Here is a 23,514-nt window from a genome sequence, read left to right as displayed (position 1 = left end):
CCGTCACGTCCGCGCACGGCGACAACGAAGATCGATCGAGGCAAACATCGGGCAATGCCCAGTCGGCCCTAGCTTTCTACAATCGTGCGGTTTGTTTCCAACAATGAAATCAGGCACGTACCTTGGTTCCGGCGGTGAGTGCGCGGAGTTTCTGCACCCGGTTGCGAAATCCCCACGCCGTGACCTTGACCAGCGCTTCCCGCACTATGCTGCCGCTCATCTTGGACTCGCCGATCTCGCGCTCGGTGAAGGTGATCGGCACTTCGACCACGGCGGCACCGCCTTGGATCAGCCGCCAGGCCAGGTCGACCTGGAAACAATATCCGTGCGATTCGATCGCGCCGAGGTCCAGGGACTCCAGCGCGGCTCGGCGGTAAGCACGGTATCCACCGGTGATGTCCTTGATCTTCACACCCAAGGCCAACCGCGAGTAGATGTTGCCACCGCGCGAGAGCACCTCACGGCGCTTGGGCCAGTTCACCACGCTGCCGCCGGGCACATAGCGCGACCCGATCACCAGGTCGGCGCCCGCTTCGATCTGCTCGAGGAGGCGATGTAGTTGTTCGGGCGAGTGGCTGCCGTCGGCGTCCATCTCGACGAGAACCGCGTAGCCACGATCGAGCCCCCAGCGGAACCCCTCGATGTAGGCGGCACCGAGGCCGTTCTTCTCGGTGCGGTGCAATACCGCGATCCGTCCGGACGACTCGGCAGCCAACCGGTCCGCGATGTCGCCGGTACCGTCGGGGCTGCCGTCGTCGACGACCAGAACGTGTGTCGTCGGGAGCGCAGCGTGCACCCGGGCAACGATCCTGGGGAGGTTCTCCCGCTCGTCGTAGGTGGGGATGATGACGAGAGTGCTCGCCGCGATCGCCGGTCCCCGGTCTTCTGGTCCCCGGTCTTCTGGTCCCCGGTCTTCTGGTCCCCGGTCTTCTGGTCCCTCAGTCGTCTCTGACATCGAGGTCCTCCCTGCCTGCAATCGCAGGCGTGTTCGGTGTCACCCGGTCCCGCCTCCGCCGCACCAGGGCGGTGACGACGGCTGCGCCGGCGGCGATGCTGAGCACAACCTCCGGAATCGGACCCAATCGGGTTGCCAGCGTAGTACCGGTGCGCAGCGGCACCTTCGCCACCAACGCGTCGGGTGTGAACAGCTGCGTTTGCGATATCACCGAGCCGTCGGGAGCGATGATCGCGCTCACCCCGCTGGTTGCGGCGACGACCAACGCGCGACCGTGTTCCACCGCGCGCACCCGTGACATCGCCAGCTGCTGGTACGTCATTTCGGTATCGCCGAACGTGGCGTTGTTGGTCGGGACGGCAAGCAGCTGCGCGCCGTTGCGCACCGATTCTTCGAAGGCGCGGTCGAAGGCCACTTCGTAACAGGTCGCGACGCCGATGGGTACTCCGGCGGCGCTCACCACCCCGTTGCCGTGACCTGGCACGAAGTAGCCTGCTCGATCCGCGTACGACGAAAAGTGCCGAAAGAAGCCCCGCCACGGCAGGTACTCGCCGAACGGTTGGATGATCTTCTTGTCGTGCCTGTCACCTGGACCGTCTGCGCCGTTCCACACGATGACCGAGTTGGTGGTGGTGCGATCGTCGTTGAGTAGCACCGCGCCGACGAGGATCGGCGCATGAATCGCTTCCGACGTCTCGGTGATCTCGTCGTACGCGTCCTGATTGCGCAGTGGATCTATGTCGGACGCGTTTTCCGGCCAGATCACCACATCCGGTTGCGGAGCACGGCCGGCGTCGACATCGCTCGCCAATTGCTGCGTGCGGCGGACGTGATTGTCGAGAACGGCCCGCCGCTGTGAGTTGAAGTCGAGTCCTAGGCGAGGGACGCTGCCCTGGATCGCGGCGACCGTGATGGTCCGGTTGCCGGAATTCATGCCGGGCAACGTGGGCCACAACGCCAACCCGATCACGGGGCCCAGCACCGATGCGACAGCTGCCACGGCCACCGCCTTGCGCGTGCGACTTGCCACCAGATACGCGAGCCCGGCACCGGTCAGCGCAACCGCGAAGCTGACCAACGGCGCTCCGCCGATGCTCGCGATCGGAAGAAAGATCCCACCGGATTGGCCGAACGCGAGCCTGCCCCATGGGAAACCGCCGAACGGAAACGACGACCGGAACCATTCGGTGAGCGACCAGATCGCGGCGATCCACAGCGGTGCGACCGGAAGTCGCAGCACTACGCGACTCAGTGCGCCGAACAGCCCGATGTAGAGGGCGCAGACCGCTGCGAGCGCCAACCACGGAACCGGGCCCACGTACACGCCGATCCACGGCAACAGCGGAACCAGGAAGCCGAGGCCGGCGAGAAATCCGTAGCCGAAACCGCCGCGGATCGAGACGCCGCTGCGCAACACGAGCACCAGCACAGCGATTCCGACAGGAGCGAGGAACCACAGGGGTCGCGGCGGGAAACTCGCGAACAGCAGCACACCGGCGACGATTGCCAGGAGTTGGTTGCGAATGACGGGATGCCAGGCGAGGACGGACTTTCGCCGCTCACCGCTCATAGATCGTTGCTCCTCGGTGCACGGTGCGCAGGCAAGTCGGGTCGGGGTCGTCGGCGTCGAGGCGCGGCAGTCCCGGTACCCGGGATCTCGGGTCCGTCGACCAACGCTGGACCGAGTCGGCAGCGGCGCCCACCACCAGGTCGTCGGCCTCCCACACCGCGTACGACCCAGGCGCGCCGGGCACCAAGGTCCCCGCGAGTCCGTCGCGCACACCGCCGGCACGCCACGCGCCTCGGGTAGCGGCGGAGAAGGAGGCCCGCGGCGAGATAGCGCTGCCAGGGGTCCGGTGTCGCACGGCAGCGCGGATCGCCGACCATGGCTGCAGCGCCGTGACCGGAGCATCGGAGCCGATCGCCAACGACACGCCCGCGGCCGCCATCGCGGCGAACGGGTTCATTGCCGCCGCCCGCTCGACGCCGAGTCGGTCGACATAGAGGCCGGCGTCGCCGCCCCATGCCGCGTCGAATCCGGGCTGCACACTGGCGATCACGCCCCACGTGCCCAGCTTTGCGGCCTGTGCGGCGGTCAACATTTCGACGTGCTCGAGCCGGTGCCCGCACGCCGCGACGGCTGGTCCGCCCACCTCGGCGACTACGCGTTCGATGGCGTCGACCACCGCGGACACAGCGGCGTCGCCGATCACATGGAAGCCGGCCTGCACGCCGATCTCGGTGCACGCACGCACGTGAGCGGCGATCGCGTCGACATCGAGGTAGCTGTTTCCTGTGCCCGCATGCGGATCGTCGGAGTACGGCTCGTGCAACCACGCCGTATGCGATCCGAGGGAGCCGTCGACGAACAGGTCGCCTGCAAGGCCGTGCGCGCCGGTCTCCGCGAGCAGCGCGCGGGCCTGTTCGGCATCGGTGACCGCCTCACCCCAATACGCGCGAACCTCGACGCCGTGCGTTGTGGTCAGCAGCTCACGTAGATCGAGTGGCCCGCTGATGTACGGACCTGCGCATTCGTGAACGGCGGCAATCCCGTTCGCCGCGGCTGCATCGAGTGCGGCCGCCCTCGCCTGTGCGCGCTGGTCGGGAGTCAGCGCCGACAACGCGGCCATCCGGACGCGATGGTGCGCTTCGGCCGTCAACAGGGCGGTGCGCGAAAAGCCCAGTGCGGCATCCAAACCCGGCGTTGCAGCGCACAGCGCCGACGAGCACACAGCCGAGTGCGCATCGATCCGCGACAGATAGACCAATCGGCCCGATGCGACGTCGTCGATCTCGCTGACCGATGGTGGTCGCGACTCGGGCCATCTGGACTCGTCCCACCCGTGACCCCAGATCAGCCCGGCCGGGTTCGCCTCTGCGAATCGACGCACCAGGTCGAGGCACTGCTCCACCGATCCCGCACCGGACAGATCGAGCCCGGTGAGTTTGAGACCCAACGCGGTTGTGTGCACATGGGCGTCGACGAACGCCGGGGCAACGAAAGCGCCGTCGAGGTCGATGATCTCGGCGTCCGGATGCAATGCGCGCGCGGGCTGATCTGCCCCGACCCACACGACGGTCCCGTCGGTGACGGCCATCGCGGTCGCGTCGGGCGAACTCGGACTGTAGATGCGGCCGTCGACCAGTAGTTGCGTACCCACAGCTAGGCAGTCTGCCCGCTAAGTGCGGGGGAACTGCGACCCGGTGTCCCCTTCGACGGTCGCACGGGTGATCGCGGGCCGGTCGTAGCGCGGGTAGCCGGCGGTCGTCGGATACTCGTCGACCACCTCGCCGTCGATGACGGTTGCCGAGTTGTAGGCGCGGCCACCGAACACACGACCGCCCGCACTGGCAGCGGCGGCGAGCGCGCCGAATCGGCGCGCACCCAGCAGTACGACCGCGGGTCGGATCACCATGCGGGTCGGCGGAAGCAGCAGCAACAACCCGAGTACCGACGTCACAAGGCCGGGAACGAACATCAGCACCGCTCCGAGGCCGACCAGCACTCCGTCGGCGATAGCCCTTGTCGGCGAACTTTCGCCCTGGCTTGCTCGGCGGAGACCGGCGAATACCTTGCGGCCCTGCGATCGGACCAAAACCATGCCGATCACGGATCCCGCGAGCAGCAGCACGATGGTCCACAGCACCCCGATGGTGCTGACAGCCCAGGCAAATGCCGCGATCTCGGCGACAACGTAGGCAACGAACAGAAGTATCGGCATGTGGTGTCCTTTCGACTCCCTCACCCCGTTCAACGTCCGACGCCGCCGGTTTTCTCCCGACTGCGGATTCGCGCGATAACAATTCAAACCCTCAAGTTGACATCGAGACATCGCTCGTGATGCAGTTCACATGCAGTCACATCAGAAACATCAGTCACAGCTTCCCGAGGAGTTTGGCATGAGTCGTCGTTCTCGCTTGATGCGTCGCCTGGCAGCAATCCTGGCGTCCGGCGCGGCAGGACTGGTGTTCGCCGGGACGGCGGCAGCGGCCCCCGCACCTGCGGTTCCGGCCATTCCGGCCGACCTGTTGGCTGCCGCAAACACACCCGAGGCGTCCGCTGCCATCGCGAATCTGCTCGGCGCTGCCGGAATTGCGCCCGCGGCGTTGGAACTCGGCATCACGACGCCGCAGCCGTTCCTGTACCCGGCGCCGACGCTCGGTTGCGGCATCGGCGGCACACCCGTCACGGTCACGGTGGCCAGCGCGCAGGCCGGACCGAACTTCCCGATCCCGCCGTGGATCGAGCGCGGCAATCTCCGATTCCAGGCAATCCCCGGATTTGTCGACGTTCCCAAGACGTCCGATCTGAGCGTCGCCTGGATCAACCTCGGCACGTTCCAGGGTGGCGTCACCAAGCTCGACGACAGCCTCGCCGGTATCCCCACCTTGTCGAAGACGATCAATACCGGTCAGGGCACCGTGCTCGCAGCATTGTTCGGCGGAGTCGGCTACACGTCGGGCAAGAACTGCTTCGCGTTGCCCACGGTTGGCAGCTTCGACGCCTGATCCGTTCACTGCACAAACTTGGTGGCGAGCTTACGAGTCGGGCCGGATCGGCCCGTCTCGTAGGCGAGCCACCGCAGTCGTCTCAGCTGCCGGGTTTGACGATGCCCGCTTCGTAGGCAAAGACCACCGCCTGCACCCGATCTCGCAACCCGAGCTTGGTAAGCACCCGGCCCACATGGGTTTTCACCGTTGCTTCGGACAAGAACAGCTCCCCCGCGATCTCCGCGTTGGATCGTCCTGTTGCCAACTGCTCGAGTACCTCGCGTTCGCGGCTGGTCAATACATCGAGGACCACCGGATCGACGGATTCGCTGGGATGATCCGCGATGAAGCGTGCGAGCAAGCGACGAGTCACCTTGGGAGAGACCACCGCATCGCCGGCGGCGACACTCCTGATCGCCGACACGAGATCTTCCGGCGGCGTGTCCTTGAGCAGAAATCCGCTGGCTCCCGCACGTAGCGCGCCCAACGCATGCTCGTCGAGATCGAACGTGGTCATCACCAAAACTTTGCTCGCACTGGGTGATTCGCAGATCTCCTTGGTGGCCTGCACGCCGTCGACCACCGGCATCCGGACATCCATCAGGACCACGTCGGGCTGCAAATTTCGGGCCTTCGTGACCGCGTCGGCGCCGTTTCCGGCCTCGCCGATCACCTCGATATCGTCGTGCGCGCCCAGCACCATGGTCAGACCCATGCGCATCAGCTCTTGGTCGTCGACAAGCAGCACGGTGATAGGCACGCCTCGAATGTAGCGTTCAGTCGTCGAACTGCAGGGGAAGCCTCGCCCGCACCCGCCAACCACCGTCCGCCCGTCGACCCGCGTCGAGCGTTCCGCGCAGCACCGCGACCCGTTCGCGCATACCCACCAAACCGTGACCGCTGCCGTCGCCGAAACCGGGGTGGGTGAACTCCGGCCCGCCGGAACCGTTGTCGGTGACGACGACCGTGACATCGCGATCGTGTCGCTCCACCCGGACCCAGGCCTTCGGGTTCGGGCCGCCGTGGCGCAACACATTGGTCAGCGATTCCTGCACTATGCGATGCACGCCCAGACTCACCGGCGGCGCCACGTCGTCGAGCTGGCCCGTTTGTTCGAGTTCCACGTGCAGACCCGCCTTGCGCATCATGTCGACGACGCGGGCGACACCGGCGGTGCCGTGTTGTGGCAGCTCCTCGGGAGCCTGCTCGACACGGAGCAGGGCAACTGTGCGGCGCAACTCCCCCAACGCCTGTCGACCGGTCCCTGCGATGTTCGACAACGCCTTCTCCGCGGTGGCAGGGTCCGTGCGCATCGCATACGACGCACCGTCGGCTTGCACGATCATGACGCTCACCGCGTGCGCAACGACGTCGTGCAGTTCGCGGGCGATCCGGGTGCGTTCCGCCGCGACAGCTTCGTGTGCGCTGCGCTCTCTGTCGTAGTCGGCAACAGCGAGCCGCGCCGCGACTTCCTCGTCGTATGCCCGACGGGCGCCGAGAAATTCTGCGGTGATCCAGGCGAGCGCGAAAATCAGACCCGCGATACCTGCGGATTCGATGATGCCTTGCCGCAGGAGCGATATGGACAGCACCGAATCGGCAACCAGTGCAACGACATACACTGCCGCTTGCCGCCGACCGACGTAGGCGACCAGCGTGTAGAGCGCGATGGCCAGACCCAGCAACGCAGGATGGCCTGCGAGGGTGAAATCGACTGCCCAGGAGATGATGGTCGACGTCATGGACAGTGCGAGAAGGACTGCTGCCACGATCCGCGGATAGCTGCGCCGAAACGGGATCGGTGTGCACAGCGCCAGCCCGACGACCAGGAAGAGCCACGGAACGTTGCTCTGGAAACTGGAGATCACTTCCAGTACGAACAACGCGGCCGCAAGGATGGAATCGGCCACCACCGGCTTTCCCCGCAGCCACAAACTGAACCGACGCATGCGCCAAGCCTATGTCCGACTTGCCTGTGATTGAGTCACTGACGTGGGAACCATCGATTGGGCAGTACTGCTTGCGGCAGCGGGAGCGGCTGGATGGGTGGATGCGGTGGTAGGCGGTGGCGGCCTGATCGTGTTGCCGGTACTGCTTCTCGTCGCACCAGGTTTGACGCCGCAACAAGCGTTGGGAACGAACAAGGTGTCGGCAATCGCGGGCACCGGAGCGGCCGTCGCGACGTTCTCCCGCAAGATCCCGATGCAGTGGAAGCTGATGGTCCCCGCCGGACTCCTCGCCGCCGTGGCGTCCGGCTGCGGGGCGGCCGCCGTAGCGCTGATCGACAAAGACCTGTTCATTCCCATTGTCATGGTGGTGCTGATCGGTGTCGCCATCTTTGTCACGGTCCGCCCGCAGGTGGGGATCACGCTGGCCAAGCAGCCGCCGACACGACGGCGGGTACTGCTCGTGGTTGCGCTCGCAGCAGCCCTCATCGGCTTCTACGACGGCATCCTCGGGCCCGGCACCGGCACGTTCCTGATCATCGTGTTCGCGACCATGCTCGGAACCGAATTCGTTCGCAGCGCGGCGATGGCCAAAGTCGTCAACCTCGGATCGAACTTCGGCGCGCTGGTCTTCTTCGCGTCCACCGGAAATGTCATGTGGCTGTTGGGCTTGGCGATGGCCGCCTGCAACATGGTGGGGTCGGTGTTCGGCTCGCGCATGGCGTTGAGCAAGGGCGCGGAATTCGTGCGCATAGTCCTGCTGGTCGTGGTGGTGGTGATGGTGATCCGCCTCGGCTGGCAGCAGTTCGGCTAGCGTGATCGTCGTGAGCACTGTCGACGAGGATTTCCGAGCGCTCCCCCTACGATCGGTGGCGGACGCCGCTCTTGCCGCTGCCAAGTCGGCGGGTGCAACGCATGCCGATTTCCGAATTCAGCGGATCATCACTCAGTCGATCCGGTTGCGCGACGGCAAAGTCCAGTCCGTCGCCGACGGCGCGGTCGTCGGGTTGGCAGTGCGGGTGATCGTCGACGGCACCTGGGGATTCGCGTCACACGCGGAGCTGAGCACCGACACCGCCGCGCGAACGGCGCGCGATGCGGTCACCGTGGCCACCACACTGCGCGCCCTGAACAGGGAGCGGGTGGAGCTGGCGGCCGAACCGGTCTACGACGACGCCGAGTGGATTTCGCCGTACGAGATCGATCCGTTCGAGGTATCGACGTCCGACAAGGTGGGGCTGCTGGCCGAGTATTCGGGGAGACTCGCGGCGGCGGACGGCGTCGACCACGTGAGCGCCTATGTCCTGCAGGTCAAGGAACAGAGTTTCTACGCCGATGCGTACGGCACATCCCTGACACAGCAACGGGTTCGGCTGCATCCGCAGCTCGAGGCGATCACCGTCGATCAGTCTGCGGGAGCGTTCGAGACGATGCGCACGCTGGCACCGCCTGCCGGTCGCGGATGGGAATATGTCAGCACCGACGCCACCTGGGACTGGACGTCGGAGCTCGCGCAGATACCGGAATGGTTGAGCGAGAAGGTCAAAGCACCCAGTGTGGTCGCGGGCCCGACAGATCTCGTCATCGATCCCACCAACCTCTGGCTGACGATCCACGAATCCATCGGTCACGCCACCGAATACGATCGCGCGATCGGCTACGAATCCGCTTACGCAGGAACCTCGTTCGCAACCCCCGACAAGCTCGGCACACTCCGGTACGGGAATCCGGTGATGAACGTGACGGCCGATCGGACACAGGAACACGGTCTCGCCAGCATCGGCTACGACGACGAGGGCGTTGCCGCGCAGCAGTGGGATCTGATTCGCGACGGTGTACTGGTCGGCTATCAACTCGATCGGGTCTTCGCGCCGCGGCTCGGTCTGTCTCGCTCCAACGGATGTTCGTACGCGGATTCGCCGCATCACGTGCCGATACAACGGATGGCCAACGTGTCCCTGCAACCGGATCCGCGCAACGATGTGAGCACGGCGGAGCTGATCGCGAAGGTGGCCGACGGCCTCTACGTGGTGGGCGACAAGAGTTGGTCGATCGACATGCAGCGCTACAACTTTCAGTTCACCGGGCAGCGGTTCTACCGAATCCGCAACGGACAACTCGCCGGTCAGGTCCGCGACGTCGCGTATCAGGCGACCACCACCGAATTCTGGGCCGCGATGGAAGCGGTCGGCGGCAAGTCGACGTGGCAATTGGGCGGTGCGTTCAACTGTGGGAAAGCCCAGCCCGGACAGGTCGCCGCGGTGAGCCATGGCTGCCCGTCCGCCCTGTTTCGTGGCGTCAACGTACTCAACACCAAGTCGGAGGCAGGTCGGTGATCGCGGCACAGGAGGTAGTCGAACGGGCACTGGCGTTGGCGAAAGTCGACGACTCGATAGTCATCGTCACCGACACGAGCGAAGCATCGGTGCGGTGGGCGGGAAACTCCATGACCACCAACGGCATTGCGACCTCGCGCACCTGGACGGTGATAGCGATCGTCCGATCTGGCACCGAGGCGCGGGTCGGCAGCGTGACATCCACCAGCGTCGCCGCCGACGATATCGCGGGGGTGGTCGCCGCGGCCGAGGCGGCGGCGCGCTCCGCCGAGCCGTCCGACGACGCAATGCCGCTGGTCGCAGGCGATGCCGTGCCGACCTCCTGGGGCGACGGCCCGACCGCGACCTCCATCGATGTGTTCGCCGGGGTGGCGGCCGACCTGGCGACCGGATTCGACGGCGCCGATCGACTGTACGGCTTCGCCGATCATCACATCGACACGGTGTGGCTCGGCACCTCCAGTGGACTGCGTCGTAGGCACGTGCAGCCGACGGGATCGCTGGAGATCAACGGCAAACGCGACACCGCCAGCGCGTGGGCAGGTTCGGCGACAAAGGATTTCGCCGATGTCCGGGTACCCGACCTGCTGAGCGAACTGTCGCGACGGCTCGACTGGGCGGGGCGTCGTATCGACCTTCCTGCGGGCCGGTACGAGACGTTGCTACCGCCGTCGACGGTCGCCGATCTGATGATCTACCTACTGTGGACGATGGAGGGGCGCGGCGCCGAGGAGGGCCGCACTGCGCTGTCGGCTGCGGGCGGTACTCGAGTCGGCGAGAAGCTGACCGATCTGCCGCTCACGCTGTTCTCGGACCCGGCTGCGACGGGCCTCGAATACACACCGTTCGTGGTGACTGGATCGTCGGGCGAGTCGATATCGTTGTTCGACAACGGACTTGCCGCGGATCGGGTCGAGTGGGTGCGCGACGGCACGATCAACGCGTTGGCATATCCACGTTCCGCGGCAGCCGAATTCGGAACTTCCGTCGCGGTGCCCGGCGACAACTTGCTACTGACGGGTGGCTCCGATGCCACCGTCGACGACATGGTGGCCGGCACCGAGCGTGGACTGTTGTTGACCACCCTCTGGTACATCAGGGAAGTCGATCCCACCACGTTGTTGCTCACCGGCCTCACCCGTGACGGCGTGTATCTGGTCGAGGACGGCGAAGTGCGCGGCGCCGTCAACAACTTCCGGTTCAACGAAAGTCCCCTGGATCTGCTGCGCCGGGTAAGCGAGGTGGGTGCCACGGTGCCGACGCTGCCCCGTGAGTGGAAGGACTACTTCACCCGAACAGCCATGCCGCCGTTGCGGATCCCGGACTTCCACATGTCGTCGGTCAGCCAGGCGACGTGAACTCGAACGGACCGAGTTCGGCGAACGTCAGCACGGTGTCGTCTTCGTAGTGCGGTCCGACGATCTGCATCCCGACGGGTAGCCCGTTTGCGGTGAGACCTGCCGGTGCGGTTGCGGCGGGGAGCCCGGCCAGTGTCGCGTGCGCAGTCCAGAAGAACTGCTCGTGATACGGGCGCCCACCCGGCAGCATGCGCTGCTCGAAAGGACGCCCATCGTGGGGAAACGCGGTGCCGATGTTGGTGGGGCACAAGAACACGTCGAACCGGTCGAAGTAGCGCGCCCAGACTGCTCGAGCGTCGATTCGCCGGTTGTCGAGCGCGACGAAATCCCGATGGCTCAGCGCACCGTCGCCGTGCAGTGCAAAGAAGGCCTCGATCTGAGATCCGAAGTCCTGGAACTGCTCCTGCGGATCCACACCGTGCGGCCAACCTTCCACGACGTGAGCGCCGCTCGCCCGAACCGAATCGATCGCTGCGGCCAGCCGCTCGGTCACGTCGGCATCGACAGGTGCCGCAAGATCGTCCAGTACGTAGCCGACCCGGAAGTCCGCGAGTCGTCGATGCCGCGGTGCAGGCAACGACCAGGTGAGAGCCATGGACTCCGGCTGCTCCGGTCCGGCCACGACCTCCAACGCCGCGCGTAGATCCTGTGCCGACCGTGCGATCGGGCCGATCGTCGGCAGGCACATCGCACCGAGCGGCACGCCGGCAGGTCCAGGCGGTCGATGGCCGGTCTGCGGCACCACACCGGACGTCGGACGCAGGCCGAACACACCGCAGAAGGCGGCAGGGTTGCGCACCGAACCCGAGAGGTCGGAGCCGAACTCCAGGAAGCTCATTCCGGTGGCAATCGCCGCTGCCGCGCCGCCGCTCGAACCGCCCGGCGTGCGCTGCACCTGCCACGGATTATCGGTACGACCGTACAACTCGTTGTCGGTCTGGTTGTCCGACAACATGAATGCGATGTTCGACTTGCCGACGATCACCGCCCCCGCCGCCCGTAAGCGCCGAACCACTTCGGCGTCTGCCTTCGCCCGATAGGCGGCAAACGCGGGATTGCCCCACGTCGTGCCCATCCCGGAGACGTCGAAGCTTTCCTTGACGGTCATCGGTACGCCGTGCAACGGACCCACGTCGGCGCCGGTCGACACGGCCTCGTCGGCTGCCGTTGCTTCGGCCAGAGCATCGTCCCGCCGTAGGGCCACCACGGCGTTGATGGCGGGGTTCCGCTGGTCGATGCGGGCCAGCAACGCCTCGGTGAGGGCACGCGAGGAGATCTCGCCGCGGCGAATGGCTGTCGCAGCTTCGACGGCGCAACCATCCAGGAATTCGGTCATGGTCGAAGGTGTACGACCTGACACGGTGTCAGGGTCAACCGCTCACTTCGCCGCGATGGCGATTCCGATCGTTCCGGACTTGCCACGGCGCAACCCGCTGCCTTTCACGGTGAGCCAGCCGATCAGCCCGTACTTCTTCATGATCACCTCGCGTGCGTGATCGCTGCCTGCCTCGTCGAGGACCGTGGCGGTCCCGTCGACAACATCGCCGTTCGGCTTGCCGCGAAGATCGCAGGGCTGCATGGTCACCGCGGGATTGCGCCGTATCCGCTTCACCTTCCACGAATTGGCCTCGGTCCACACGATGAGCCGATCGCCGTCGAGGCCTGCCCACAGCGGTGTACCCACCGGGGTCCCGTCTTTCTTGAACGTCGTGAGTAGCACGTACTTGGCGGTGCCGACAGCGCCGAAAGGATTGGTCATACGACAACCCTACGTTTGTTGTCGGTGCCTCGTGCCAGTCTCGAAGTCGTTCGATTCTGCTGTTCACACCGGGGGGAAGAAATGGCATCTGTACTGGAAACGACGTCGGCGCTAGCGCCGACGATCGCGCAACGCTGCGCCGCGGATCTGGGCGATCCGATCGAGTGGATCAAGCCGGAGCACTATCGAGACTCGCTTGCGCTGTGCGTGATCGACTCGATTCAATCGACACGATCGCACTACACGTCGGTCAAGAACGTGCTTGCGCGGTATAGCGATTTCCGCAGCGACCAGGGCGCCGACGCCACGCATGACGGCGTCGTCGATCTGCTGCGTTCATTCGATCGAATCGGCGGTCCCGACGCGTGGGCGGACGGCATCGGCAATCGAAAACCTACCTCGACCAATGCCGGCGCGCCGCTGAAATCTGCTGCGATACAGCAGGTTGCGCGCATCCTCCTGGACGCCGAGATCGAGCATGCGGCCGATCTACGCAGCACCGACACGCTCGCGGCCATCGAAGCGGCGTGGACCGCGACGCCTGGCCAGCGATCCGGTCTGACCTGGAGTTATCTGCTGATGCTCACCGGCGCGGCCGTGCCGGGTCACGATCGGCTGGTCGCGCGTTACCTTGCCCGAGCGCTGGACGTCGCACCGAAGGAGCTGCAACCCGACGACGCCGACGCCCTTCTCGACGGGGTAGCAGGCCAGTGCGGCTTCGCGCGCATCGAGTTCGAGTACGCACTATGGCGTTTCGAGTCCGGGCGGCAAGTGGTGCGAGACCCGGTTGCGGCTCCGGACAAGTCTCAGTCGCCCTCGAGTTCGCCTTCGGTCTCGAGATAGGCCTGGCGTAGGCCGTCGAGCGTGGCCTGCTCGGGGTGCTCCCACATGTCACGCTCGGCAGCCTCGAGCAGGCGCTCGGCGATACCGTGCAAGGCCCATGGATTGGATTCGGCCATGAACTTGCGGTTCTGTTCGTCCAGCACGTAGTTCTCGGCCAACTTCTCGTACATCCAGTCCGCGACGACGTTGGTGGTGGCGTCGTAGCCGAACAGGTAGTCGACGGTGGCGGCCATCTCGAACGCACCCTTGTAGCCGTGCCTGCGCATGGCGTCGAGCCAACGCGGGTTCACGACACGGGCGCGGAACACGCGGGTGGTTTCTTCCGACAACGTGCGGGTCCGCACGGCTTCCGGTCGGGTGCTGTCACCGATGTACGCCTCCGGGTCCTTGCCGGTGAGCGCACGGACGGTGGCGACCATCCCGCCGTGGTACTGGAAGTAGTCGTCGGAATCGGCGATATCGTGCTCGCGGGTGTCGGTGTTCTTGGCTGCCACCGTGATTCGACGGTAGGCGGTGCGCATATCGTCTGCAGCGGGTGCGCCGTCGAGTCCGCGCCCGTATGCGAAGCCGCCCCAGGCGGTGTACACCTCGGCGATGTCGTCGTCGCTGCGCCAGCGCTTCGAGTCGATCAGCTGCAGCAGTCCGGCACCGTAGCTGCCCGGCTTCGAGCCGAAGATGCGGGTGGTGGCGCGGCGCTCGTCACCGTGATCGGCAAGATCGGCTCGAGTGTGTGCGCGCAGGTAGTTCTGTTCGCCGGATTCGTCTGCGGCGGCGACCAATTGGACGGCATCGTCCATCATCGCCAGCACGTGTGGGAAGGCGTCGCGGAAGAAGCCACTGATGCGGACGGTGACGTCGATGCGCGGCCGATCGAGTTCCTCGAGCGAGATCAGTTCCAGGGACACGACGCGTCGCGACGCCTCGTCCCAGATCGGCCGGACACCGAGCAGGGCGAACACTTCGGCGATGTCGTCGCCGGACGTGCGCATGGCGCTAGTCCCCCAGATGGAGAGCCCGACCGACTTCGGGTACTCCTGGTGATCGGCCAGATACCGCTGCACCAACGAGTCGGCCATCGCTTGACCGGTCTCCCAGGCGAGCCGGGACGGAATGGCTTTCGGGTCCACCGAATAGAAGTTGCGGCCGGTGGGCAGCACGTTGATCAGCCCACGCAACGGCGATCCGCTCGGACCCGCCGGGATGAAGCCGCCGTCCAGTGCGTGCAGCACCTGGGCGATCTCGTTGTCGGTCTCCCGGAGCCGAGGCACCACTTCGGTTGCCGCGAACCGCAGAATCGCGGCCACGGTCTCGTCGTCGGAAAGGCGATCGGCGGCATTCGGGTCCCAGCCCGATTCCTGCAGCGCCGCAACCAGTCCGCGCGCCTGCTCCTCGATCTCGTCGACCCGGGTCCGAGCTTCGGAGTCGTCTTCCTGCAGACCCAATGCCTCACGCAGTCCGGGGACCGTCTGCTCGCCACCCCACATCTGCCGGGCGCGGAGCATCGCGAGCACCAGATCCACTTCGGCGTCGCCGGTCGGCGCACTACCCAGGATGTGGAGTCCGTCGCGGATCTGCACATCCTTGATCTCGCACAGCCAGCCGTCGACGTGCAGCAGCATGTCGTCGAAGACGTCCTCGTCCGGACGCTCGGCGAGGCCCAGATCGTGGTCCATCTTCGCGGCGCGCATCAGCGTCCAGATCTGTTGCCGCACCGCGGGCAGTTTCGATGGGTCCAGTGCGGAGACGTTCTGATGCTCGTCGAGCAGCTGCTCGAGGCGAGCGATGTCGCCGTAACTCTCGGCCCTGGCCATCGGTGGGATCAGGTGATCCACGAGGGTGGCGTGCGCACGGCGCTTGGCCTGGGTGCCCTCCCCCGGATCGTTGACGAGGAACGGATAGATCAGGGGCAGATCACCGAGGGCGGCATCGGTGCCGCACGACGCCGACATGCCGAGAGTCTTGCCCGGCAGCCATTCCAGGTTGCCGTGTTTACCCAGGTGGATCATGGCGTCGGCTCCAAATCCACCGGCAGCCGCTTCCGCTGATATCCAGCGATACGCGGCGAGATAGTGGTGACTCGGCGGCAGATCGGGATCGTGGTAGATCGCAACCGGGCGTTCGCCGAAGCCGCGCGGCGGCTGCACCATGATGACGATGTTGCCGAATTGCATTGCGGCGATGACTATCTCGCCGTCCTTGTCGGCCGAACGGTCGACATACAGATCGCCGGGTGCGGGACCCCAGTGCTCTTCGACGCGCTGACGGAGATCGGCGGGCAGAGCGGCGAACCACTCGCGATAGCGCGCCGCAGAGATGCGGATCGGGTTGCCTTCCAGCTGGTCGGCGGTGAGCCAGTCCGGATCTTGGCCGCCGCGGGCGATCAACGCATGGATGAGGGCGTCGCCGTCCTTGCTCGCCAATCCCGGGATGGCGTCGTCGCCGTCGACAGGCCCGAGATCGTATCCGGCGCTGCTCATCTCGGTGAGCAGGCGAATAGCACTTGCCGGTGTATCCAGGCCTACCGCGTTGCCGATGCGGGCATGCTTGGTCGGGTACGCGGACAGCATCACCGCAATCCGGCGGTCAGCGGCCGGAATGTGCCGCAACTTCGCATGCCGAACGGCGATGCCGGCAACGCGAGCCGCCCGCTCGTGATCGGGCACGTAGTTGGACAGACCGTCGGCGTCGAACTCCTTGAACGAGAACGGCACGGTAATGAGCCGCCCGTCGAATTCCGGCACCGCAACCTGCGTGGCGACGTCCAACGGTGACAGACCGTCGTCGTTGCCTGCCCACGCCTCGCGGCCACTGGTCAGGCACAAACCTTGCAGGATCGGGACGTCCAGATCGGCGAGAGCGCCGATGTCCCATGCTTCGTCGTCCCCACCTGCCGACGCGGTCGCCGGCTTGGTGCCTCCCGCGGCAAGCACGGTGACGACAAGCGCATCCGCGCGACGCAGCGTCTCCAGCAGGTCGGCGTCGGCGGTGCGAAGCGATGCGCAGAACAACGGCAGCGGCCGGGCACCGGCTTTCTCGATCGCGCCGCACAGGGCGTCTATGTACGCGGTGTTCCCGGCGAGGTGCTGGGCGCGGTAGTAGAGCACCGCAACGACGGGTCCGTCGACGTCTGCCGCGTCGCGTTCCAATTCGCCCCAACTGGCGGTTCGGACCGGCGATTCGAAGCCGTGCCCGGTCAACAGGACCGTGTCGGAGAGGAAATGGTGCAGTTGCGCAAGGTTGGCGGGTCCGCCCTCGGCGAGGTAGTTGTGGGCGGCCGTCGCAACCCCCATCGGGACGGTGGAGAACTCCATCAGCTCGGCATCCGGCGCGTATTCGCCGCCGAGGGCGACCATCGGGACGGAGCTCGCTCGCAGGGCGTCGACACCTTCTTCCCAGGCCCGACGCCCACCGAGGATGCGAACGATCACCAAGTCGACGCCATCGAGCAGCACCGGCAGGTCGTCGAGCAGTAGCCGAGCCGGGTTGCCCCAGCGATAGTCGACCCCGCTGGCGCGCGCGCTGAGCAGGTCGGTGTCGGACGTCGAGAGCAGGAGAATCACAGGTGGTGCCTTCCTCGGGGTTGCGCGCCCCATCGGGTTGTCGCTCGACGGTGAAGGTCTGGCTCGTTGTCCACGTCGACAACCCGCGTGGACAAACTCACAGTGGCGCGACCGCACCGGATTCACACCGGATTCCCCGCATACCGAAGAGCGTGTCGGATTCTACCGTCGCAGCAGCCGTAGGCTGGATTCGATGTCCCGCACCAGACCTGATGCCTGCCCCGGCGCGTTGCAACTCCACGACGCCGCCGACGGGCCGCTGGCACGTATTCGGTTGCCGGGCGGCCAACTCGAACACGAGCAGCTGCAGGCGATTGCCGAAGCCGCCCGCGACCTCGGCAATGGGCAAATCGAGCTGACATCGCGGGGAAACCTGCAGCTACGCGGCATCACCGGACCCGACGAACTGGCACATCGCCTCGCCGACGCGGGCTTGCTGCCGTCGACCACACACGAGCGTGTCCGCAATATCGTGGCGTCACCGCTGTCGGGACTGACCGGCGGCCTGGTGGACGTTCGACGCCTGGTCCACGACCTCGACGACGCCCTGCAGGACGCTCCGGCACTTGCCGAATTGCCTGGTCGCACGCTGTTCACGATCGACGACGGCCGCGGTGATGTCAGCGCGCTCGGCGCGGACGTCGGTCTACATGCGACCGGCATCGACGAGTTCGCGCTCATACTCGCGGGATCCGATACGGGCGTTCGGATCCCCGCCGTCGACGCGATCCGAACGGTAATTCGTGCGGCCGAAGTTTTTCGCATCGTGCGCACCACCCAGTGGCGGTTGGCCGAAATCGACGGCGGTGTCGAACGGGTCCTGACAGCACTCGAGCTGCGGATCACTGCGGCACCACTGACCTTCGAGCCGGTCACCGCTCCCCCGGTCGGCTGGCTCTCGCACGGCGAACACGTCAGCCTCGGCGCAGGCATCCGTCTCGGCGTGCTCGACGCGCGCACCGCCGAATTCCTTGCGGCGGTGGAACATCCGATCGTCGTGACGCCGTGGCGCAGCATCGTGATCGCAGGCCTCGACGAATGGGCCGCCGAGCAGGTGGTACGCGTGCTGGCCCCGATGGGCCTGATCTTCGACGAGACCTCGCCCTGGCTGGACGTGAGCTCGTGCACCGGGAGCCCCGGTTGCGCGAAATCCCGTTCCGATGTCCGCGGCGATCTGAGCGAGGCACTCCTCGCGGGCGAGCTGCCGATCGTCGGCCGCCAACATTGGGTGGGATGCGACCGCAAATGTGGACGGCCCGGCGGTGACGTACCCGACGTCGTGGCGACAGGCACCGGCTATCGCATCGATGGCCCCTGAATTCCGCCCTCTATCGTTGCCAGGATGTACGACTACATCAAGGACGGCGCCGAGATCTACCGCCGATCCTTCGCGACGATCCGAGCCGAGGCCGATCTCGGCGGACTACCCCAGGACGTATCGCAGGTTGTGGTCCGCATGATTCACGCGTGTGGCCAGGTCGATCTCACCTCGGACGTCGCGTACACCCCCGATGTTGTGACCGCTGCCCGCGCCGCCTTGCGCGCAGGCGCACCGATTCTGTGCGACGCGCAGATGGTCGCGTCGGGTGTCACGCGGCGCAGGCTGCCTGCCGACAACCAGGTGATCTGCACCCTGGGCGATCCCCGCACACCAGAGCTCGCCGCACAGCTCGGGACCACACGGTCGGCGGCGGCGCTGGAACTGTGGCGTGACCAGCTCGACGGAGCCGTCGTCGCGATCGGCAATGCGCCGACGGCGCTGTTCCACCTGCTCGACATGCTTGCGGCAGGCGCCCCGAAGCCCGCTGCGATAGTCGGTGGTCCGGTCGGATTCATCGGTGCCGCCGAATCCAAGGACGAGCTGATCGGACATCCGAGCGGAGTCGACTACCTGGTGGTCCAGGGTCGCAGGGGCGGCAGCGCCATCACCGCAGCTGCTGTCAACGGCATCGCTAGCGAGACCGAGTGAGCGGCAAACTCTGGGGTGTCGGCCTCGGTCCGGGCGATCCGGAACTGGTCACCGTGAAGGCTGCGCGCGTCATCGGCGACGCCGACGTGATCGCATTCCACAGCGCCCGGCACGGCCGCAGCATCTCCCGTGCGATCGCTGCTCCGTACATGCGGGAGGGCCAACTCGAAGAACATCTCACCTACCCGGTGACCACCGAGACGACGGATCATCCCGGCGGCTATCAAGGCGCCATCGACGAGTTCTACGTGCAGTCCGCGGAACGCCTCGCGGTGCATCTGGCGGCCGGCCGATCGGTGGCACTGCTGGCAGCGGGCGATCCGCTGTTCTACAGCTCGTACATGCACATGCACACTCGGCTCAGCGACCGATTCGACACAGAAATCATCCCGGGCGTCACATCGGTCAGCGCGGCAAGCGCGGCACTGTCGACGCCCCTTGTCGAACACGAACAGGTTCTGACGATTCTGCCCGGCACCCTCCCGACAGCCGAGCTCACCCGGCGACTTCGCGAAACCGACGCCGCAGCGATTCTCAAGCTGGGCCGAACGTATCCGTCTGTGCTGCAGGCATTGTCGGACGCGGGTCGGCTCGGTGATGCCAAGTACGTCGAGCGCGCCAGCACCGGCCGTGAGCGCGTCCTTCCCGCAGCCGAGGTCCCGGTCGACGACGTCCCGTACTTCTCGATCGCCCTGGTGCCGGGGCCGACCGCGCCGAAGGATCAGGCGGTCGTGGGTGAGGTCGTGGTGGTCGGCCTCGGACCCGGCAGCGACGACTGGACGACCCCGGAGGTCCGGCGGGAACTCGCAGCGGCAACCGACGTGGTCGGCTACACCACCTATCTCGACCGCGTCGCGCATCGCGCCGGCCAGCGTCGCCATGCCAGCGACAACCGAGTCGAGGCCGAGCGAGCAACGATGGCGCTCGATCTCGCGCAACGGGGTGGTCGCGTCGTGGTGGTGTCGTCAGGCGATCCCGGCGTGTTCGCCATGGCGGCGGCCGTCCTCGAGGTGGCTGCCGAAGATCGGTGGCGCGACGTGCCGGTGCGGGTGCTGCCGGGTGTCACAGCAGCCAACGCGGTCGCGAGCAGAGTCGGTGCTCCCCTTGGGCACGACTACGCAGTGATCTCGTTGTCCGACCGCCTGAAGCCATGGGACGTTGTGGCGCAACGCATCTCTGCCGTTGCAGCCGCCGACATGGCGATCGCCGTCTACAACCCGGCATCCAAGTCGCGAACCTGGCAGGTCGGCGCAATGCGAGATCTACTCCTCGAACATCGCGGGCCGGAGACACCCGTGGTGATCGGCCGCGACGTATCGGGGCCCACCGAGAGCGTCCGGGTGATCGCGCTCGGTGACCTCGTTCCGGCCGATGTCGACATGCGGACACTGCTGATCATCGGCGCGTCCACGACTGCCTTGGTCGAGTCTGATTCGGGCACAAAGGTGTTCACCTCTCGCCGGTACCCGGGCTAGTGCTCGGCCGCTGTCTTGCCGTCGCTGCGGGTCTGGGCGTGGCTGGGGTCATCGGCGCCGGAGTCGTCGGCGCAAACATTGCCGTCAAGGCTGCTGCGCGCGGCCGGATCCACACCGTCGACAGCGCGCCCAGCGCACCTGTGGCGATCGTGCTCGGCGCGCGGATCGACAACGGACGCCCGATGCCGATGTTGGCGGGCCGACTCGACACCACCGCTGCCCTGATCGAGGCAGGCAAGGCGCAGACGGTGCTGGTATCAGGCGACGGCAACGGCACATCCGGCGACGAGATCGCGGCGATGACGCAGTACTTGATCGAACGTGGTGTCCCCCGCGACCGGATAGTCGAAGATCCGTACGGCGTGTGCACCTACGACTCGATCGTTCGCGCCTCGGAGAAGTTCGGCATCGAGCGTGCCCTGGTGGTGACGCAACGATTCCACCTGTCGCGGTCGCTTGCGCTCTGCGGTGCGATCGGGATCGATGCGGCCGGAGTGGAAGCCGAATGCGATTGCCGCAGAATCACCCTCGCCAAGAACTTGGCTCGGGAGTGGTTGCTGTCTGAGCCGAAGGCAATTCTCGATCTCGCTCTGCGACCGCGGCCTGCTGTCGGCTAGGGGGTAGCGGCGTCCGCCGCGTCGACCAACGCGGTCACTGCCTCCGGGTGCGACACCAGGATGGCGTGCGAGCCGGCGATCTCGGTGACCTTCGAATGGGCTCTGGCCGCCATCGCACGCTGTGCCGACGGTGGCACTGCCTTGTCCTCGGTCGGCAACAGCCACCAACTGGGATGGTTCTCGTAGGCCGGCGGACCACTCGGCTCGAGGTTCGCCGCGAGCGCCAGCGACTTCTGCCGAGCGGCCATCTCGGCCGCCTTGTCGGCAGGAACGTCGGCGGCGAACGCTTCGCGGAAGCGATCCGGCGCGATGTAGACGTCCAGATTCTTGCCCGCTGGACCTTGCGGATCGTCGACGATCTTCGGCAGCAGGACGGGCGGCAACAGTTCACTTCCGGGGTAGCGAATCGGGTCGATGGTGAGCTGACCGGGTTCTCCCTGCGCGGGCGCGATCGCGGACACGTAGACCAGCGCCTTGACGTTCGGCGTGTTGCGCGCGGCGTTGGTGATGACCTCGCCGCCGTACGAATGACCCACCAGCACAACAGGACCCGAGATCCCGTCGAGCACTCGCTTGATCACCGCGGCATCGTTCGATGGTCCACGCAACGGGTTGTCCGGGGTGAGCACCGGATAGCCCTGAGCGCGGAGCTGGGCAGCAACGCCGTCCCAACTGCTCGCGTCGGCAAACGCGCCGTGGACCAGCACCACGGTCGGCTTCGCCGGGGCTGCGGCAGCCTCGCCGATGCCAAAAGTTGTGCCGAGCGCCATAGTCAGCACAACCAGCAGCAACACCCTGCGAATCGAGCTGTTCGAGGCCCGCCGAATTGCCATGATCACGACGCTAACAGGCGGCGCAACCACTCGTGCGCGGCCGCGACAGACTCGACCGTCTCGACGCCTGCAGGAAGCGGCGGGCGATCGATCATGAGCACGCGTACCCCCGCGGCCCGGGCAGCGCTGAGCTTGGCCACCGTCTGATCGCCGCCGCTGTTCTTCGTGAGCAACAGATCGATCCGGTGCCGGTCCAGCAGCTCGGCTTCATGTTGGACATCGAACGGCCCACGCTCGAGCAGCAGTTCGGCATTCGGCGGTAGTGGCCCGTCCGGCGGATCGATGGCACGGATGAGGAACCAGATATCGGCTGCATCGACGAAGGCTGCGACGCTTTGCCGACCGATGGTCGAGAAGACACGAGTGCCGAGGCCGGGAAGTGCGTCCACCGCCGCCGCCACCGAGGGGACGTGCGCCCACCGGTCGCCCGCGTCCTCGATCCAAGGCGACCGTCGCAGCACCACGATCGGCAAACCCAATTCCGCTGCTGCGTCGACGCTGTGCTGGGTCACCTGCGCCGCGAACGGGTGCGTCGCGTCGACAACGACGTCGATTGCGTTGTCTCGCAGCCACTCCTGTAGCCCGGCGGTACCACCGAAGCCGCCGATGCGAACTTCACCCGGGGGCAACTGCGGTGCGCGCACACGTCCGGCGAGCGAGGACACGATCTCGAGTCCCCGCTCGCCGGCAAGTGTTGTGGCAAGCGACCGGGCTTCCCCGGTACCGCCGAGAATCAGTGCCCGCACGGGCACCCAGCGTGAATCAGGGCTGGCCGCCGAAGTACGCGAAGCCCGAGTCGATCAGCGGCTGGCCACCCGCGACGAGCAAACCGATACCCGCACCGATCAAACCGCCAGGGATGAAGCCAATTCCAAGAAAAATGACGCCAATCGCTGCACCGATAAGAGCGCCGACGAGCGCACCTGTCGATGCCCGCTGCAGCTCGCCGAAGAACCACTGCTGCGACCCGATGTCCTGCAGCGCAACGTGGGTCGGCGTCAGCGTCAGACTCTGACCGCTGGGGTCGATGGTCGGAACGGCGGAAACCTGACGATCGGCCACTTGGAACGTCAGCGGAATCTGAGCGACCACGCCGCCGTTCTTGTCTGCCAGAGTGACGCTGGATGCGTCCCTGCTCAGCGAGAAGGTGCCCGCATCGATCGTCGTGGTCACCGCCTTGCCCGCGTCGGTCAGCAGCGTCTTGTACGCGATGCCGTGGTCGACGCCCGCAACGGCCGGCGGTGCCAACTCGGCGGGCTGAGCGTTCGCGGTACCCGCAGTAATCCCCACTGCTGCGATGGCCATCACCGCGACTGCGGCAAACTTCCTGATGTGCATTCGTGCTCCCCTTGTCGCCGGCCCCACTGTCCGG

Annotated in this window: 21 protein-coding genes and 1 riboswitch; of the genes, 9 read left to right on the top strand and 12 right to left on the bottom strand. The window is 66.2% G+C overall.

The features are described 5' to 3' along the window. Window positions 1-109: 109 nt before the first annotated feature. Genes FOY51_RS18940 through FOY51_RS18925 form a run of 4 tightly spaced genes read right to left on the bottom strand, consistent with a single transcriptional unit; the run spans window position 110 to window position 4,677 of the window. Window positions 110-955: a polyprenol monophosphomannose synthase gene (locus FOY51_RS18940; RefSeq protein WP_149431826.1), complete on the bottom strand. Its 846-nt coding sequence runs from the start codon at window positions 953-955 to the stop codon at window positions 110-112. After that, the gene (gene lnt, locus FOY51_RS18935) at window positions 939-2,525 is read right to left on the bottom strand and encodes an apolipoprotein N-acyltransferase (protein ID WP_149431825.1); all 1,587 of its coding nucleotides are present in this window, start codon (window positions 2,523-2,525) and stop codon (window positions 939-941) included. Before lnt ends, FOY51_RS18940 begins: the two co-directional genes overlap by 17 nt. After that, window positions 2,515-4,116, bottom strand: a complete 1,602-nt coding sequence (locus tag FOY51_RS18930; RefSeq protein WP_235916497.1) for an amidohydrolase — start codon at window positions 4,114-4,116, stop codon at window positions 2,515-2,517. Before FOY51_RS18930 ends, lnt begins: the two co-directional genes overlap by 11 nt. 18 nt (window positions 4,117-4,134) lie before the next feature. Then, entirely contained in the window at window positions 4,135-4,677 is a 543-nt protein-coding gene (locus FOY51_RS18925; RefSeq protein WP_149431824.1) for an FxsA family protein, read from the bottom strand. Window positions 4,678-4,855: 178 nt separating this feature from the next. Between FOY51_RS18925 and FOY51_RS18920 the strand changes: the two genes are divergently transcribed. Then, window positions 4,856-5,464: a hypothetical protein gene (locus tag FOY51_RS18920; protein ID WP_149431823.1), complete on the top strand. Its 609-nt coding sequence runs from the start codon at window positions 4,856-4,858 to the stop codon at window positions 5,462-5,464. A gap of 82 nt (window positions 5,465-5,546) precedes the next feature. Here the strand turns inward: FOY51_RS18920 and FOY51_RS18915 are convergent, their stop codons facing one another. Then, a complete protein-coding gene (locus tag FOY51_RS18915) occupies window positions 5,547-6,206 on the bottom strand; it encodes a response regulator (RefSeq protein WP_149431822.1) in 660 nt (219 codons plus the stop codon). Window positions 6,207-6,222: 16 nt separating this feature from the next. Then, window positions 6,223-7,395, bottom strand: a complete 1,173-nt coding sequence (locus FOY51_RS18910; RefSeq protein ID WP_149431821.1) for a sensor histidine kinase — start codon at window positions 7,393-7,395, stop codon at window positions 6,223-6,225. A 43-nt stretch (window positions 7,396-7,438) separates the two neighbouring features. On the opposite strand from FOY51_RS18910, the gene FOY51_RS18905 reads away from it, so the two are divergent. Genes FOY51_RS18905 through FOY51_RS18895 form a run of 3 tightly spaced genes read left to right on the top strand, consistent with a single transcriptional unit; the run spans window position 7,439 to window position 11,086 of the window. Beyond that, window positions 7,439-8,206 carry a TSUP family transporter gene (locus FOY51_RS18905; protein WP_149431820.1) on the top strand — a complete coding sequence of 256 codons (768 nt, stop codon included), beginning with the start codon at window positions 7,439-7,441 and terminating at the stop codon, window positions 8,204-8,206. A gap of 1 nt (window position 8,207) precedes the next feature. Further along, window positions 8,208-9,728 (top strand): TldD/PmbA family protein, encoded by a 1,521-nt coding sequence (locus FOY51_RS18900; protein WP_149431819.1) that lies wholly within the window; start codon window positions 8,208-8,210, stop codon window positions 9,726-9,728. After that, on the top strand, window positions 9,725-11,086 hold the full coding sequence (locus FOY51_RS18895; protein WP_149431818.1) for a metallopeptidase TldD-related protein: 1,362 nt from the start codon (window positions 9,725-9,727) through the stop codon (window positions 11,084-11,086). Before FOY51_RS18900 ends, FOY51_RS18895 begins: the two co-directional genes overlap by 4 nt. Here the strand turns inward: FOY51_RS18895 and FOY51_RS18890 are convergent. Together FOY51_RS18890 and FOY51_RS18885 are read right to left on the bottom strand one after the other, a co-directional pair. After that, on the bottom strand, window positions 11,070-12,422 hold the full coding sequence (locus FOY51_RS18890) for an amidase family protein (RefSeq protein WP_149431817.1): 1,353 nt from the start codon (window positions 12,420-12,422) through the stop codon (window positions 11,070-11,072). The two genes, FOY51_RS18895 and FOY51_RS18890, sit on opposite strands and share 17 nt — an antisense overlap. 42 nt (window positions 12,423-12,464) lie before the next feature. Then, entirely contained in the window at window positions 12,465-12,845 is a 381-nt protein-coding gene (locus FOY51_RS18885) for a PPOX class F420-dependent oxidoreductase (protein WP_149431816.1), read from the bottom strand. An 81-nt stretch (window positions 12,846-12,926) separates the two neighbouring features. Between FOY51_RS18885 and FOY51_RS18880 the strand changes: the two genes are divergently transcribed. Next, window positions 12,927-13,688 (top strand): DUF8548 family protein, encoded by a 762-nt coding sequence (locus FOY51_RS18880; RefSeq protein WP_187776388.1) that lies wholly within the window; start codon window positions 12,927-12,929, stop codon window positions 13,686-13,688. Here FOY51_RS18880 and cobN read toward each other — a convergent pair. Beyond that, window positions 13,652-17,248 (bottom strand): cobaltochelatase subunit CobN, encoded by a 3,597-nt coding sequence (gene cobN / locus FOY51_RS18875; RefSeq protein WP_149431815.1) that lies wholly within the window; start codon window positions 17,246-17,248, stop codon window positions 13,652-13,654. The two genes, FOY51_RS18880 and cobN, sit on opposite strands and share 37 nt — an antisense overlap. A gap of 32 nt (window positions 17,249-17,280) precedes the next feature. Beyond that, a riboswitch (cobalamin riboswitch) is annotated at window positions 17,281-17,433 on the bottom strand. A gap of 8 nt (window positions 17,434-17,441) precedes the next feature. Here cobN and cobG point away from each other — a divergent pair. Genes cobG through FOY51_RS18855 form a run of 4 tightly spaced genes read left to right on the top strand, consistent with a single transcriptional unit; the run spans window position 17,442 to window position 21,309 of the window. Then, on the top strand, window positions 17,442-18,566 hold the full coding sequence (gene cobG, locus FOY51_RS18870) for a precorrin-3B synthase (protein WP_149431814.1): 1,125 nt from the start codon (window positions 17,442-17,444) through the stop codon (window positions 18,564-18,566). A gap of 24 nt (window positions 18,567-18,590) precedes the next feature. Beyond that, on the top strand, window positions 18,591-19,217 hold the full coding sequence (locus FOY51_RS18865; protein WP_149431813.1) for a precorrin-8X methylmutase: 627 nt from the start codon (window positions 18,591-18,593) through the stop codon (window positions 19,215-19,217). Beyond that, window positions 19,214-20,692, top strand: coding sequence for a precorrin-3B C(17)-methyltransferase (cobJ, locus tag FOY51_RS18860; RefSeq protein ID WP_149431812.1), 1,479 nt, complete (start codon window positions 19,214-19,216; stop codon window positions 20,690-20,692). The genes FOY51_RS18865 and cobJ overlap by 4 nt, the downstream gene beginning before the upstream one ends. A gap of 38 nt (window positions 20,693-20,730) precedes the next feature. After that, window positions 20,731-21,309, top strand: coding sequence for a SanA/YdcF family protein (locus tag FOY51_RS18855; protein ID WP_235916493.1), 579 nt, complete (start codon window positions 20,731-20,733; stop codon window positions 21,307-21,309). Here the strand turns inward: FOY51_RS18855 and FOY51_RS18850 are convergent. From FOY51_RS18850 to FOY51_RS18840, 3 genes are all read right to left on the bottom strand, one after another. Next, on the bottom strand, window positions 21,306-22,079 hold the full coding sequence (locus tag FOY51_RS18850; protein ID WP_235916525.1) for an alpha/beta fold hydrolase: 774 nt from the start codon (window positions 22,077-22,079) through the stop codon (window positions 21,306-21,308). The two genes, FOY51_RS18855 and FOY51_RS18850, sit on opposite strands and share 4 nt — an antisense overlap. A 65-nt stretch (window positions 22,080-22,144) precedes the next feature. Then, entirely contained in the window at window positions 22,145-22,888 is a 744-nt protein-coding gene (locus FOY51_RS18845; protein WP_214633120.1) for a cobalt-precorrin-6A reductase, read from the bottom strand. 16 nt (window positions 22,889-22,904) lie between these two features. Further along, a complete protein-coding gene (locus FOY51_RS18840; protein ID WP_149431809.1) occupies window positions 22,905-23,480 on the bottom strand; it encodes a DUF8020 domain-containing protein in 576 nt (191 codons plus the stop codon). Window positions 23,481-23,514: the final 34 nt, after the last annotated feature.

It is taken from the genome of Antrihabitans cavernicola, from assembly GCF_008297975.1.
Lineage (GTDB): Bacteria > Actinomycetota > Actinomycetes > Mycobacteriales > Mycobacteriaceae > Antrihabitans > Antrihabitans cavernicola.
The sequence above is the reverse complement of the archived record's forward strand: the minus strand, read 5'-3'. Positions and strand labels throughout refer to the sequence as shown.